This window comes from Halomonas sp. McH1-25 (genome assembly GCF_022348165.1).
In the GTDB taxonomy this organism is placed as follows: domain Bacteria; phylum Pseudomonadota; class Gammaproteobacteria; order Pseudomonadales; family Halomonadaceae; genus Modicisalibacter.
The window spans coordinates 295440-308841 of the sequence record NZ_JAKRFI010000005.1; the positions used below are offsets into that span (position 1 = coordinate 295440).

The 13402-nt window shown below is 59.8% G+C and carries 11 protein-coding genes and 1 pseudogene; 3 read left to right on the forward strand and 9 right to left on the reverse strand.

The window, feature by feature from the left end:
* Positions 1 to 13: 13 nt before the first annotated feature.
* Complete coding sequence (locus MHM84_RS14915; RefSeq protein WP_239267148.1) at positions 14 to 751, reverse strand: SDR family oxidoreductase; 738 nt, start codon at positions 749 to 751, stop codon at positions 14 to 16.
* 272 nt (positions 752 to 1023) lie between these two features.
* Here MHM84_RS14915 and MHM84_RS14920 point away from each other — a divergent pair, with 272 nt between their 5' ends.
* Entirely contained in the window at positions 1024 to 2226 is a 1203-nt protein-coding gene (locus tag MHM84_RS14920) for an ROK family transcriptional regulator (protein WP_239267149.1), read from the forward strand.
* 40 nt (positions 2227 to 2266) lie between these two features.
* On the opposite strand, the gene MHM84_RS14925 is transcribed toward MHM84_RS14920, so the two are convergent.
* The 8 genes from MHM84_RS14925 to MHM84_RS14960 all read right to left on the reverse strand — a co-directional run bounded on the left by MHM84_RS14925 (position 2267) and on the right by MHM84_RS14960 (position 11611).
* Entirely contained in the window at positions 2267 to 3382 is a 1116-nt protein-coding gene (locus tag MHM84_RS14925) for a glycoside hydrolase family 43 protein (protein ID WP_239267150.1), read from the reverse strand.
* A gap of 133 nt (positions 3383 to 3515) precedes the next feature.
* Entirely contained in the window at positions 3516 to 4547 is a 1032-nt protein-coding gene (locus tag MHM84_RS14930) for an ATP-binding cassette domain-containing protein (RefSeq protein ID WP_239267151.1), read from the reverse strand.
* 60 nt (positions 4548 to 4607) lie between these two features.
* Positions 4608 to 6215: a glycoside hydrolase family 43 protein gene (locus tag MHM84_RS14935; RefSeq protein ID WP_239267152.1), complete on the reverse strand. Its 1608-nt coding sequence runs from the start codon at positions 6213 to 6215 to the stop codon at positions 4608 to 4610.
* 11 nt (positions 6216 to 6226) lie between these two features.
* Positions 6227 to 7054, reverse strand: a complete 828-nt coding sequence (locus MHM84_RS14940) for a carbohydrate ABC transporter permease (RefSeq protein WP_239267153.1) — start codon at positions 7052 to 7054, stop codon at positions 6227 to 6229.
* A complete protein-coding gene (locus MHM84_RS14945) occupies positions 7051 to 7983 on the reverse strand; it encodes a sugar ABC transporter permease (RefSeq protein ID WP_239267154.1) in 933 nt (310 codons plus the stop codon). The genes MHM84_RS14940 and MHM84_RS14945 overlap by 4 nt, the downstream gene beginning before the upstream one ends.
* 81 nt (positions 7984 to 8064) lie before the next feature.
* On the reverse strand, positions 8065 to 8352 hold the full coding sequence (locus MHM84_RS14950; RefSeq protein WP_239267155.1) for a hypothetical protein: 288 nt from the start codon (positions 8350 to 8352) through the stop codon (positions 8065 to 8067).
* 23 nt (positions 8353 to 8375) lie between these two features.
* The gene (locus tag MHM84_RS14955) at positions 8376 to 9335 is read right to left on the reverse strand and encodes an ABC transporter substrate-binding protein (protein ID WP_239267156.1); all 960 of its coding nucleotides are present in this window, start codon (positions 9333 to 9335) and stop codon (positions 8376 to 8378) included.
* A 509-nt stretch (positions 9336 to 9844) separates the two neighbouring features.
* On the reverse strand, positions 9845 to 11611 hold the full coding sequence (locus MHM84_RS14960) for an IlvD/Edd family dehydratase (protein WP_239267157.1): 1767 nt from the start codon (positions 11609 to 11611) through the stop codon (positions 9845 to 9847).
* A 451-nt stretch (positions 11612 to 12062) separates the two neighbouring features.
* Between MHM84_RS14960 and MHM84_RS14965 the strand changes: the two genes are divergently transcribed.
* Positions 12063 to 13082, forward strand: a complete 1020-nt coding sequence (locus tag MHM84_RS14965) for a TRAP transporter substrate-binding protein (protein ID WP_239267158.1) — start codon at positions 12063 to 12065, stop codon at positions 13080 to 13082.
* 100 nt (positions 13083 to 13182) lie between these two features.
* Positions 13183 to 13402, forward strand: a pseudogene (locus MHM84_RS14970) (hypothetical protein); the annotation flags it as partial.

Consider the following 13402-nt stretch of genomic DNA (forward strand, 5'->3'; position numbering starts at 1 on the left):
CTGGACGAATGAATCAACGCCAGCCGGCATCGACCCAGTAGTTATGACCGGTACAGACGGCACCATCGTCCGAGGCGAGAAACAGCACCATGCTCGCAACGTGGTGGGGATGAATGCGGGTTTTGATGGCCTGCTCATTCATGATTTCCGCTTCCCCTTCGGGGGTGTACCACTTGGTCTGGCGTGGGGTGCGAACGTTGCCGGGCACCACGCAGGTGACACGGATGTCGTCACCTCCCAGCTCTCTGGCCATGGCGCGGGTCATCCCTTCGATGCCGGCCTTGGCCGTCTCGTAGAGCGCCAGATTCTCAAGTCCCAGGTGCCAACTGATCGAGCCGAAGTTGATCACCGCGCCGCCGCCGCGCGCCTTCATGCCCGGCACGACAGCCTGGGTTGCGAACAGCACATGACGCAGGTTGACCGCCATGCGGTCGTCCCAGTACTCGGGTGTTACCTCGCCCAGCGCATGACGATCGTCGTTGGCCGCGTTATTGACCAGTACATCGATATCGCCAATGCCCTGGATCGTTTCAAGGAGCGCATCAAGGTCGGTGAGATCGCAATGATGAAACGTCACATCGCCATCGAGCCGCTCAACGAGTTGCCTGGATGCTTCCTGCGCGATGTCCAGAAAGTGCACTTCAGCCTTCTGCCGGGCAAATGCCTCGACCAGCCCCTCGCCGATACCGGAGCCTCCGCCCGTGATCACGACACGCTTGCCTTCGAGACTGGGGTAGATCGCTGTATTCATGGAAGAAGAGACTCCTGTGGCGGTTATCGATTTACTTTATAAATTCTATGAACTAACCAATTTTGATTGCTAGGCGCCTATCAATCCATTGAACCATTGTCTATGCCCTGTAGCTGATCAGCAGGATCATCATGCGAGCCTCCTCTTCTTGCCTGCACAGGGAAGACTTGCGGCCATTTTTGATTCAAAGAATGAACCAACTATCTGGACGAATCGATTCCATCCCGAGCCGGTGACATAATGGCGTTTTTGCTCAATGAGCCGGCTCGACCATGACCACGCCCTCGCACTCTCACCAAGCAGGCGATCTGCTCTTCCTCAAGCGGCTCAACCGCAGTGCCATTCTGAACCTCGTACGCCGTTCTCCCGGCATGACTCGCGCCGATATCGCGACACAGGCTCGCCTTACCAAAGCCACGGTAGGTAGCGGTGTCCAGAAGTTGCTGGAAGCGGAATGGATCGTCGAAGGGGAACTGCAGAAAAGTAACGGCGGCCGCCCCGGCAGGGCGCTGCATCTCAATGAGCAGCGTCACGCCCTACTGGGTGCGGAGGTTGGTGTCCATGGGCTGCGTCTGGTGGCCTGCTCGCTGGCCGGTCACATCATCCACCAGCAGCAGATGCGTCTGGTACCCACCGCCCCCGAAGCCACTGCAGTTCTATTGGCCGAACAGCTTCGCGAATTACTTTCTCACCCCGAGGTAGCACACCGCTGCTGCCTCGGCCTCGGCGTTGCAGTTCCCGGTCCCATTGCCCCTTCGCAGCCGCTCCTGCGCCGAGCCCCCAATCTGGGCTGGCGAGACGTTCCCTTTCTGGAACTGCTGCGCACTCACCTACCCGATCTGGACGGCCTGTGGCTGATGGACAACGAAGCCAAGGCCGCAGCCTTCGGCGAGCTCTACTTCCGTACCGGCAACGTACCCACGTCGCTGGCCTACGTCAGTGCGGGCACCGGGATCGGCAGCGGCGTCGTCGAAAACGGCCACGACCCGCTGATTACGCGCGGCGTGCAGGGGCTTGCTGGTGAAATCGGCCACACCATACTTCAGCCGGGCGGACTGTATTGCCATTGCGGCAATCGCGGCTGTGCAGAGACGCTGGTTAGCGGCTGGTCGATACGGGCCGCCCTGGGTATCGGTGAGGAAGAGAGCCTGGTCGAGGCGCTCCAGTCTCGTCAGCACGACCCCGATGTCGAGATGACGCTACGCCGGGCTGGAGAAGCACTCGGCACTCTGCTGCTCAACCTTCACCATACAATGAACCCCTCGGAAATCGTGCTGGGCGGCTCCCTTGTCCAGCTTGGCCCTCTCCTGCTCTCCCCGGCGCTGGACTATTTCGAAGCCAACCAGAACCGTCTGCTGGGTACGACGCAACAGGTAAAGTTGAAAATTTTGGACGACAGCACCTTCGTCGCTGCACGCGGCGCTGCAGCTCAGGTGCTGGCAAGAGTGATTCACGGTTCCGTAGATATACCTTGAGTCAGGCCCCGGACAGGGATCCGAGGCCAAAGACCAGGCTTCACCGCACGAAAGGATCGAGCGTGCGAATAGTGCCATCCGGATTGTAGGTCAGCTCGGCTACCTTGATGTTGCGTAAGCGCGTCTCGTTGGAGAGCTGGGTATCATGGTAGAAGAGATACCATTCATCACCGACTTGTGCGATCGAATGGTGCGATGTCCAACCTTGAACCGGTTTGAGCAGATGGCCTTGGAAGGTAAAAGGCCCATAGGGCGAATCACCGATGGCATAATTGATATAATGCGTGTTACCGGTCGAATAGCTGAGGTAATACTTGCCATTGTATTTGTGCATCCATGCCGCTTCGAAGAAACGGCGATCATGATCGCCACCAAGTAGGGGCTCCCCTTTCTCATCAAGGATGACTGCATCACGGGGCGTCTCGGCGAATTGCAGCATATCGTCAGATAGCTTCGCCACTTTCGGCATCAATGCCGGTTTGTCGTCCTGCTGAAGATCGGTCTTGGATCCGTCCGGATCATATTGGCCGTTCTTCCATCGCTGCATTTGCCCACCCCAGATGCCACCGAAATACATGTAGCTTTCGCCATCGTCATCGGTGAATACGGCGGGATCGATACTGTAACTGCCCTGGATGGGTTCCGGCTCGGCCTGGAAAGGACCCTCGGGATTATCGGAAGTTGCCACCCCTATACGGAAAATATCCTGCCTATCCTTGGCCGGGAAGTAGAAATAATACTTTCCATTCTTGTAGGCTGCATCCGGTGCCCACATCTGTCGAGTCGCCCAAGGAACGTCTTCGACAGCGAGCCCGACCGGATGAATCGTTACCGGGCCGCCGATCCGCTCCATGGAAAGAACATGGTAATCGCGCATCTCGAAATGCGATCCCATATCATCTTCCGGTGTCGGACCGTCGATATCGTGGGATCCATAGATATATATCCGGTCGTTGAAGACATGGGCAGAAGGATCGGCCGTGTATATTTCGCTTACCAAAGGCTGGGAAAGGTAACGCAGACCTTCCGGCGAGCGCGGTTCGGATTTCGCTGTCCTGTCGCCGGCTTCGGATGGAGCCGCTCCCGTACCCGAGCAGGCCGTCAATGGCATCAATACGATCGCAGTAGCGAGCTTGCCCCCCATGAATCTCGTCATGGCGATTCTCCTCTTCAATATTCGAGTTGCATCCTTCACACCCAACAAATCAATTTGTAAACCTTCTAAACTAAAAGGATTGCTCGGAAGCATGCTATCGGAACCGGAACCAAAGCCTCCGGCCACTGCGCAATCAGGCGCTACGGGCATGTACCAGCGAAGTATCCATGCGTATGCCATTGGCATCGAAGCAATGCAGCAACTCATGCCGTGGAGTCAGGTACAGCGTGTCTCCCGGGTGAATGTCGGAGTCGCTGGATAGACGAACGATCATCGAGCCGGCCACCTCACTATCGATATAGGCAAAGATATCGGCCCCAAGCATCTCGATGACGCGAACACGGCCCTGCCAATCACCGCTGTCGCGACTGACATCGAGGTGTTCCGGTCGGATGCCGAGGGTGGTCGCCCCATACGACGCTGCCACCTGCCCCTCGATGAGGTTCATCTTGGGCGAGCCGATGAAGCCAGCGACGAATAGGGTCTTCGGTCGTTGATAGAGCTCCATGGGCGTGCCTGACTGTTCGATTCGACCGGCATTCATGACCACGATCTTGTCGGCCAGCGTCATTGCCTCGACCTGATCGTGAGTGACGTAAATCATGGTCGCATCCAGACGCTGATGGAGTTCGGCCAGCTCGACGCGCATCTTGTTTCGGAGAGCCGCATCGAGGTTGGAGAGCGGCTCGTCGAACAGGAACACGCCGGGATTGCGAACGATGGCGCGGCCGATCGCCACGCGCTGGCGCTGACCGCCGGAAAGTTCCGCCGGCTTGCGCTCCAGGAGTTCCTCCAGATGCAGCAGCCGGGCCGCTTCGTCGACCTTGGCCTGGCGCTCCTCGGCGGGAACCTTGGCCAGGCGCATGCCGAAATCGATGTTGCGGGCAACGCTCATGTGCGGGTAAAGCGCATAAGACTGAAAGACCATGGCGATGTTGCGATCACACGGCTCGGCAAAGGTTACGTCCTGCCCGCCGATGGAGATCGAGCCGCGGGTCACCGACTCGAGCCCAGCGATCATGCGCAATAGCGTCGACTTGCCGCACCCGGAGGGCCCCACCAACACCGTGAAGGAACCGTCATCGATGCGCAGGCTGAGGTCGGGAATCACCGTGGTCTTGCCGTGGAAGATCTTTGCGATATTGGTCAAAGTCACTTCAGACATAAGCATGTTCTCTTCGTCTGCGCGTAGCGTAGATTGTCGTGCGCTGTGCCCGGCATGGACTCAGCGCGGGGAGCGGCAGTAGCGGAACCCAGCGAAGTCGGCCGGTATGCCGCGGCCGCTGATATCGTGTGCCGCCATGCCCAGGAAATTACCCGTGAAGTAGCCATGCGCTCTGCCGCTGCCCTCGTCCGAAAGCAGCCCGGCATCCAGGACCGGACCGACCGGCTGCCAGTCGGCATCACCCTGAGCGAAGCGGAACTGCAGTTCGCGCTCTCGAATGTCGAGTCCCAGGCGCACCGGCTGGTCAGCATCGAGCACTACATCAGCGACATCGACGATATCGAGCTGTCCACTCGGCCAGTCGTCGCGGCAACTAATCACGCTGAGCGCCTTGTTGCCGGCATCGTTGCGGGTTACTGCGAGATAGTGGAACTTGAAGCGGTTGTAGTAGGCGATCAGTCCGGCGAACTGCTGGATATCGTCCGGCTCGAACGTAAGCTCGGTCTCGGCGCTGCAGTGGTGGTTATCCTGGCGCCGCGCTACCAGCGCTTGATCGAACCACGAGCCTACCGACTCGCGACCGAACAGGCGTAGGCAGCCGGGCCGCTCGGCCAACGAAAATAGCCGTTCGGGTTGGGGGGTACGCAGCCATTGGAAGTCCGCCGACAGCGCTCCGGGCTCGAACGCATAGACTTCCTCGCTGCTCGGGGCCCGCTGCTCTACACCGGATATCGAGACCACCGATACAGGCTTATTATCGCCATGTGCCAGGCGCAGCCAGCCATCCTCTCCCCACTCGGCCTTCTGGATCGCCGTCTCGCGCCCCAGCGGCGAGCGGCGTGTGCCGGGTAGCGGCCGGCTGCACAGATGCACCATGTAAGTCTCGCCATCGGGCGTCTCGACCAGGTCGGCATGACCGGCGCGCTGCAGCGGGTTATTCGGATCGTCGCGGGTGGTCAGCACCGGGTTGTCCGGGTGCACTTCGTAGGGGCCGACGATCTCGCGCGAGCGCGCCATGGTCACGGCGTGGTCGTAGCCGGTACCGCCTTCGGCCACCAGCAGGTGGTACCAGCCATCGCGACGATACAGGTGCGGCCCCTCGGTGAGTTTCATCTCGGTGCCGGCGAAGACATTGCGGATCGGGCCGACCAAGCGTCTGCGCTCGACGTCGTATTCCTGCAGCAGAATGCCGCCGAAGCGGTTCTTCCCTTCGGCCTGGCGATAGTCCCATTTAAGGTTGACCAGCCACTTGCGGCCGTCCTCGTCGTGGAACAGCGAAGGATCGAAGCCGCTCGAGTTGAGATAGACCGGATCGCTCCACGGCCCCTCGATGGCGGGTGCGGTGACCAGATAATTATGGCCATCCTTGAAGTTGCCCTCGTAGCGCTTCATGTCGGTATAGATCAGCCAGAACAGGCCATCGGCATACGACAGGCATGGGGCCCAGATGCCACATGAGTCGGGATTGCCGCGCATGTCGAGCTGCGCAGCTCGGGACAACGGCCGGGTCACCAGTCGCCAGTTGGCCAGATCGCGGGAATGATGAATCTGTACGCCGGGGTACCACTCGAAGGTCGAGGTAGCGATGTAGTAGTCGCCCCCGACCCGGCAGATCGAGGGGTCGGGATTGAAGCCGGCAAGTATCGGATTGCGAATGGTGTCGGTCATGATGGCGTCCTTTATCCCTTGACGGAGCCGCCGGTAAGGCCGGCCACGATGTATTTCTGTGCTGCCAGGAAGAAGACCACTGCCGGCGTGATGGTCAAGGTCACGAAGGCCAGGATCATGTTCCATTGGGTCAGGTATTCGCCCTGGAACTGCATCATGCCGAGCGGCCAGGTGTAGATGGCGCGATCATTGAGCACTACCAACGGCAACAGGAAGTTGTTCCAGCTCTGTACGAAGACGAACACGCCCACCGTGGCCAGAATCGGCGTCGACAGCGGCAACGTGAACGACCAGAAGAAGCGTAGGTAGCTGCAGCCGTCGACGTACGCAGCCTCGAACAGCTCCCTTGGCAACTGGTCGAAGAACGCCTTGAACAGCAGGATCGCCAGCGACAGACCGAAGGCGGTCTGCGGCAGGATTACCGCCCAGTAGGTATCGAGCAGCCCCAGATCGCGCACCTTGATGAACAGTGGCAGAATCGCCGCGGCAAAGGGGAACATCAGCCCCAGCAGCAGATAGGAAAGGATCATTTTCGAGCCGAAGAAGCGGATCTGCGAGAATACGTAAGCGGCTGCCGCTCCCACTACCAGGGTCAGGAACACGGTCATCGATGAAATCAGGAACGAATTGCCCATGTAGCGCCAGAAATCGCCATCGAGAAAGATCTCAATGTAGCGATCCGCATTCCAGCTATCCGGTAACCATAGTGGGTTGGTGCGTAGCTCGGCGTTGCTCTTGAAGCCACCCAAGAAGGAGGCCAGCAGGGGACCGATGACCACGCTGGCAACGACGATCAGCACGATCACGCGCAGCGTGTTGCGGGTCGTGAGGCTCTTCATGCCTGGCCCCCTTTCGCGGTGGTGCGCTGATAGAAGAAGGCGATACCGATTGCGAGGATGAACAGCACCACGGCGGCGGCACTACCGAAGCCGATGTTCAGCCGCGACAGGCCGAAAGTGTAGAGATAGGTGACGATGGTATGAGTCGTGTTCGAGGGGCCGCCATTGGTCAGCGGGATAATGATGTCGAAAATCTGCAGCGACCCGATAATGGCGAAGAAACCGCTCACCACGATGGCATGCTTGATCATTGGTATCTGCACGAACAGTGCCACTTGGCGCGGTTTGGCCCCCTCCAGCTTGGCCGCTTCGATCAAATCCTTGGGCACGCTCTGCAACGCCGCAATGTAGATCATCATGTGAAAACCGAAGTACTTCCAAACGATCACCGTCATGATCGCCGGGAAGGCCCACTGGCGGTCGGCCAGCACGTAGACCGACTCCTGCCCCAGGGCCTGGAACATGAAGGCGGTGATGCCGTAGTCGCCGTCGAAGACGAAGCTCCAGATCAGCCCAGCGGCCACTTCGGCGAGGATATAGGGCAGGAAGAACACCAGCCGGAACAGCGTGTTGGTCGGCGTCTTGCGATATACCAGCAGCGCCAGCCCCAACGCCAGTGGCATCTGGACAAGCAACGAGACGAGGATCAGCTTGGCAGTATTCCACAGCGCGGTATGGAACACCGAGTGGTCGAGCAGGCGCGCATAGTTCTGAGTACCGACGAAATCGCTCGGCGCTCCATAGCCGTTCCAGGAGAAGACGCTGTAATAGGCCGCATCGGCCAGCGGCAGGATGACGAAAAGCGAAAACAAGATGAGCGCAGGCGGCAAGAGGAGCAGCATTGCTGCAAGCTTGCCGCTGACCATGCCCTTGCGCATGCGCATTGCAAGCCCTCGCTTTTCGGCGACGTGCCTGGTCAGTGTATTCATGGCGGAACTCCATCCCGATGCGAAGTTGGTGGAGACGGTGCGATCAGGCGACGCTGTCTTGCCTCGCCCTTCCTGGTGGTATTATCTAAACTGCCAGGCCTCTTCGACCTTCTGAGCCGCCTCTTCTGGCGTTATGGCCCCCTGTGCCAGATCGCCGCTGATATCGTTGACCGTGGCACCGACCGAGGTCCCCAGAGCCTGATCGAGGAATACTTGGTGATAGGCGGATTCGCTGATGATCTCAGCCACCTTACGTGCATAGGGAGTGGCGAGTTCCTCTTCCGAACCATGGGCCACCGGTACGAAGATGCCGAGCCTGGCAGCCTCGCGCTGATTCTCTTCGTTGAGGAGAAAACGCAGGAAATCCACGGCTTCCTGAGGAGCATCGCGTGTTACGGCAAAGCCATTGAGACCGCCGAAGCTCTGTTCATTGCCGGCTCCCCTTCGACGCTGGGAAAGCGGATGAACTCGAGATCCTCGTCCGGCACCCCTTCACCGCTCGTCGACCGCTCCTTGGAAGGGATATAATCCCAATCCCCCATCAAGTGCAGAGCGCCCTCGCCATCGCCGAACATGGCACTGGCGCGTTCGTATGAGGTGGCCATGAAGCCAGGCTGGAAAGGATCCAGCTCGACGAACGACTGCAGCATTTCGCCCGCACGCACGAACTCCTCGCCAGCGAATCCCCCGTCCTCTCCCCGCTTGGCGGCCTCGATACCCTCGGCACCGGCAATCCGAGTGGCGAGGTATCCCCAATAGAAGTGCATGGGCCAGCCATCCATGCCACCCACGACAGCGGGCGTCACGCCATTCTCTCGCAAGGTGGCCACGGCCTGCTCGAGGTCGTCCCAGGTCTCGATGTTCGAGATGTCTACCCCGGCCCGTTCGGTCAACGCAGTATTGACCCAGAACCCCACCAGAGTGGCATACAGCGGTGCACCGTAGATCCTGTCGTCCAGGGTAAAGGCGCGTACGGCGGAATCGGGATAGAGTTCCTGCCAGCCACTCCGCATCTCCTCGGTAAGATCACGGACGAAGCCAGCCTCGACCTGATCACGCAATCCCTCACCGCCCCAGCTATAGAAGATATCGGGGCGTTGGTTGGACTGCAGTAACGTAGGCAGGCGCGTCTTGTAGGCCTCGTTGGCGATATATTCGAACTCAACGTTAATGTCTGGGTTCTGCGCTTCATATTCGGAAATGATGTCTTCGTAATACTGTTTCTCAACATCGCTGATTTCCACACGAAGCACCTTGATGTCGGTATCAGCCGAAGCCACGCAGGACCCAAGCACTGCGGCGGTGGCGATAGCCCTGGTGATCAGGGTCTTGCGGGCGGCAAAAAAGTGCATGGCAATCTCCTTTTTTATGCTTGTACATGGCGCAACTTTTCAGTCAGTTGGCTCCCGGCGATCTCGCCCCTCGGCGAAACATTTCAGGCACCGAAGCATTGGGAAGGCAGGGACTTAATTTAGTCTGTGAATTAAAGGCAATACCATGACACTTTAGTCTTCCGACCAAAGCCGAACCCGCCAGGTGGATGTATAGGAAAACCCATTACCCCGATCACGAATGCGTCAGGATGAAGCTAAGCTCTGCCTGAAAAGTCGGCGAGCGAGGGCCAGACAAGGCAAGAATCGGCGAAAAAGCGGAGTTTACGCGGTGTAAATGAGCATTTTGAGCCGGTTTTTAACGCCGTGTGGGCGAGCGCAGGCATTTTTCAGACAAAGCGTAAAAAGGCCTGAGCCCCGGTACGGGGCTCAGGCCTTGATCATCGGCTAAGTGAACCGTCCAGGCATTGGGTCAGTTCATTTCAGCCGGAGACGCCTCGTCTTTCATCGGCGTTAAAAGTAACTACCAGTCAGTGCGAGTGCCGGGGCACCTCGGCACCACGACAGCCGACCAGGAAATCGAAGTCGCAGCCTTCGTCGGCCTGCAGCACCCGCTCGATGTAGAGCTGGCGGTAGCCGCCGCTGGCAGCGATGGTCCGGGAGGCTTCGGTGGGATCGCTCTCGGCCAGACGCGCCTCGAGCTCCGCGTCGCTGATGTCCAGGTGCAGCTTGCCGGCATAGGCGTCGAGTTCGATCCAGTCGCCGTTGCGCACCGCGGCCAGCGGACCGCCCGCGGCGGCCTCCGGGGCGACGTGTAGCACCACGGTGCCGTAGGCCGTGCCGCTCATGCGCGCGTCCGAGATACGCACCATGTCGGTGATGCCCTGCTCGAGCAGCTTGGCCGGCAGGCCCATGTTGCCGACCTCGGCCATGCCGTGATAGCCGCGCGGCCCACAGTTCTTCATCACCAGCACGCTGTCGGCCGTGACGTCGAGATCAGGGTCGTTGATGCGCGCCTTGTAGTCGTCGAAGTCCTCGAACACCACCGCCTGGCCGCGATGGGTCATCAGCTCTGGCGTCGCCGCCGAGGGCTTGAGCACCGCCCCGCGTGGGGCCAGGTTGCCGCGCAGCACACACATGCCGCCATCCTCGCGCAACGGGCTGTCCAGCGGCCGGATCACTTCGTCGTTGTAGAGCGGGGCGTCCTTGACGTTGTCCCATAGGGTTTGGCCGTTGACGGTCAGGGCGTCCTTGTGGGGTAGGCGGTCGGCCTCGCCGAGCCGGCGCAGCACCGCGGGCAACCCGCCGGCGTAGTAGAACTCTTCCATCAAAAAGCGCCCCGAGGGCTGCAAGTCGACGATGGTCGGCGTGCCGCGGCCGATGCGCGTCCAGTCGTCGAGCTCGAGATCCACGCCGATACGCCCGGCGATGGCCTTGAGGTGGATCACCGCATTGGTCGAGCCGCCGATCGCCGCATTGGTGCGGATGGCGTTCTCGAAGGCTTGCTTGGTGAGGACCTTCGACAGCGTGAGGTCCTCATGGACCATCTCGACGATGCGATTGCCGGACAGGTGCGCCAGTACGTAACGGCGCGAATCCACCGCCGGGATCGCCGCATTGTGCGGCAAGGACGTGCCCAGCGATTCGGCCATGCAGGCCATGGTCGAGGCGGTGCCCATGGTGTTACAGGTGCCAGCGGAGCGCGACATGCCGGCCTCCGCGGCCATGAACTCATGGATCGATATCTTGCCGGCCTTGACCTGCTCGGAAAGCTGCCAGACCACGGTGCCCGAGCCGATGTCCTTGCCCTCGTGCTTGCCGTTGAGCATCGGTCCGCCGGTGACCACGATGGTGGGGATGTCGCAGCTTGCCGCGCCCATCAGCAACGCCGGCGTGGTCTTGTCGCAGCCCACCAGCAGCACCACGGCGTCCAGCGGGTTGCCGCGGATCGCCTCCTCGACGTCCATGCTCGCCAGGTTGCGAGTGAACATCGCGGTGGGGCGCAGGTTGGACTCGCCGTTGGAGAACACCGGGAACTCCAGGGGATAGCCACCGGCTTCCAGAACGCCCTTCTTGACGTGCTCGGCGATCTTGCGGAAGTGGGCGTTACATGGGGTGAGTTCCGACCAGGTATTGCAGATGCCGATGATCGGCTTGCCCTGGAACTCGTGGTCGGGAATGCCCTGGTTCTTCATCCAGCTGCGGTACATGAAGCCGTTCTTGTCGGCACTGCCGAACCAGGCGGCCGAGCGCAACGGTTTTGCTTGAGAGCCAAGCGGGCGTTTTTCATTGGACATGGAATCTCTCCTCTACGGTGGCTGGCGATCTAAGCACCACGCGTCTTTAACGTTATGAGTGCACGATACCGAGTAAATCGATAACCAAGAAATACTAATAAGGTGAATATTTGATATACATTCATGTATCAAAAATAGTTTCCCTTGCCATCCGGCACTGCTACGCAGAGCGACTCAGCCTCTTGAAACGCGGCTAAGGCATTGTTCAGTCAGACGTTCTGCACTAGCGCGACTTGAGCCACCTTACGCCGGGGTGGCACTGCAGGAACGCAGGGAAGCACCTACCCCATACGAAAGTATATGTTGAACATAAGCTCGCTATGTTCAACATTCTAAGGCCATCACGCAGGCTCAGTCATAACCCATACTGGATAGCTGCATGCCGAACGTGAATTCGACATCATCCGATGACCACCAAGCCACAACAACAAACGCTGTTTGGAGACAACACATGTTCAAGCTCAAACACGTCGTAATCGCCACCAGTTCGCTGATGTTACTCGGACTTTCCGCGGCTCAGGCCGCCGAGTACGAGTGGAAGTTCCAGGCCTCGGAGACCTCCGGCGAGCCTAGTTTCAAGATCAAGCAGGAGTGGGCCGACAAGATCGAGACCATGACCGACGGCCGCGTGTCGATCGAGGTCATGCCGATCAATGCCGTAGTGGGCCCGACCGAGACGCTACAGGCCGTGAGTTCCGGAATTCTCCAGGGCCACATGACCGATCCCAGCTACTTCTCGGGCCAGAACCCGGCCTTCGGCATGCTCGGCAACCTGGTCGGTGCCTGGCAGAATCCCTACGATTTCCTGGAGTTCATGAACAATGCCGGCGGCGAAGACCTCTACAACGAGCTGGTCGAACCCTATGGCGCCCACTTGATTTCCGCGGCGACCTTCCCGCTTGAGTCAGTGCCTTCCACGGTAGAGATCAAGTCCATCGATGACTTTGAAGGCCTCAAGATCCGCGCTCCGCAGGGCATGGTCTACAACATCTTCGAGCGCATTGGCGCCACCCCGGTCAACCTGCCCGGTTCCGAGGTCTACACCGGGCTCGAGAAGGGTGTGATCGACGCGGCCGACTCCACCGTGCTCTCCAACAACGATGCCCAGGGCCTGCACCAGTTCGCGCCCTACCCGCTGTATCCGGGGTTCCATTCCATGCCGATGATCGCCGTATCGATCAACAAGGAGATCTGGGATGGGCTGCCGGAGGACCTGCAGACCACGCTGGAAGTCGCTTTCGACCGCATGGCCTATGACCTGATTGCCCGCTTGAGTGCACAGGACATCGAGGTGCTGCAGAAGCTCGAGCAGGACCCGAATGTCCATCCGTACAACCTGCCCGCCGAGGAGCGCAAGAAGTTCCGTCAGGCCGCCGAACAGGAGTGGAAGGAATGGGCCGGTCGTAACGAGATGACCCAGAAGATCTATGATTCCGCGACTTCGTTCCTGAAGGCCCGCGGTCAGCTGTAAGCACCGGACCGTTGCGAAGCGTCGCCAGGCCAGGGGCCGGGCGCTTTGCACGGACTCATGACAGATCCAGGGGGCCGGCACGTCCGGCCCCATGAGCTTTGTGACCTATTCTGACCATGGCAGTGCCCTGCGCGTACTGCATGGAGGAAACATGTCCCCTTCGATCGACAAGGACAACCGCCCCGTGAAACACGAGGACGAAATTGCCGGCCCGACCTCCGGCGAGACCTCCACGGTCCCCGATCCGGTGCGCAGCACCTTCGACCGCGGCGTGGTGTGGTGCGCCCGCGGCGCCGCCTGGCTGGTGTTCGTCGCCATGG

What these genes read in the sequence shown, in the direction of transcription:
- MHM84_RS14915 (WP_239267148.1), bottom strand. Translation starts at nt 751, where the DNA reads ATGAATACAGCGATCTACCCCAGTCTCGAAGGCAAGCGTGTCGTGATC.
- MHM84_RS14920 (WP_239267149.1), top strand. Translation starts at nt 1,024, where the DNA reads ATGACCACGCCCTCGCACTCTCACCAAGCAGGCGATCTGCTCTTCCTC.
- MHM84_RS14925 (WP_239267150.1), bottom strand. Translation starts at nt 3,382, where the DNA reads ATGACGAGATTCATGGGGGGCAAGCTCGCTACTGCGATCGTATTGATG.
- MHM84_RS14930 (WP_239267151.1), bottom strand. Translation starts at nt 4,547, where the DNA reads ATGTCTGAAGTGACTTTGACCAATATCGCAAAGATCTTCCACGGCAAG.
- MHM84_RS14935 (WP_239267152.1), bottom strand. Translation starts at nt 6,215, where the DNA reads ATGACCGACACCATTCGCAATCCGATACTTGCCGGCTTCAATCCCGAC.
- MHM84_RS14940 (WP_239267153.1), bottom strand. Translation starts at nt 7,054, where the DNA reads ATGAAGAGCCTCACGACCCGCAACACGCTGCGCGTGATCGTGCTGATC.
- MHM84_RS14945 (WP_239267154.1), bottom strand. Translation starts at nt 7,983, where the DNA reads ATGAATACACTGACCAGGCACGTCGCCGAAAAGCGAGGGCTTGCAATG.
- MHM84_RS14955 (WP_239267156.1), bottom strand. Translation starts at nt 9,335, where the DNA reads ATGCACTTTTTTGCCGCCCGCAAGACCCTGATCACCAGGGCTATCGCC.
- MHM84_RS14960 (WP_239267157.1), bottom strand. Translation starts at nt 11,611, where the DNA reads ATGTCCAATGAAAAACGCCCGCTTGGCTCTCAAGCAAAACCGTTGCGC.
- MHM84_RS14965 (WP_239267158.1), top strand. Translation starts at nt 12,063, where the DNA reads ATGTTCAAGCTCAAACACGTCGTAATCGCCACCAGTTCGCTGATGTTA.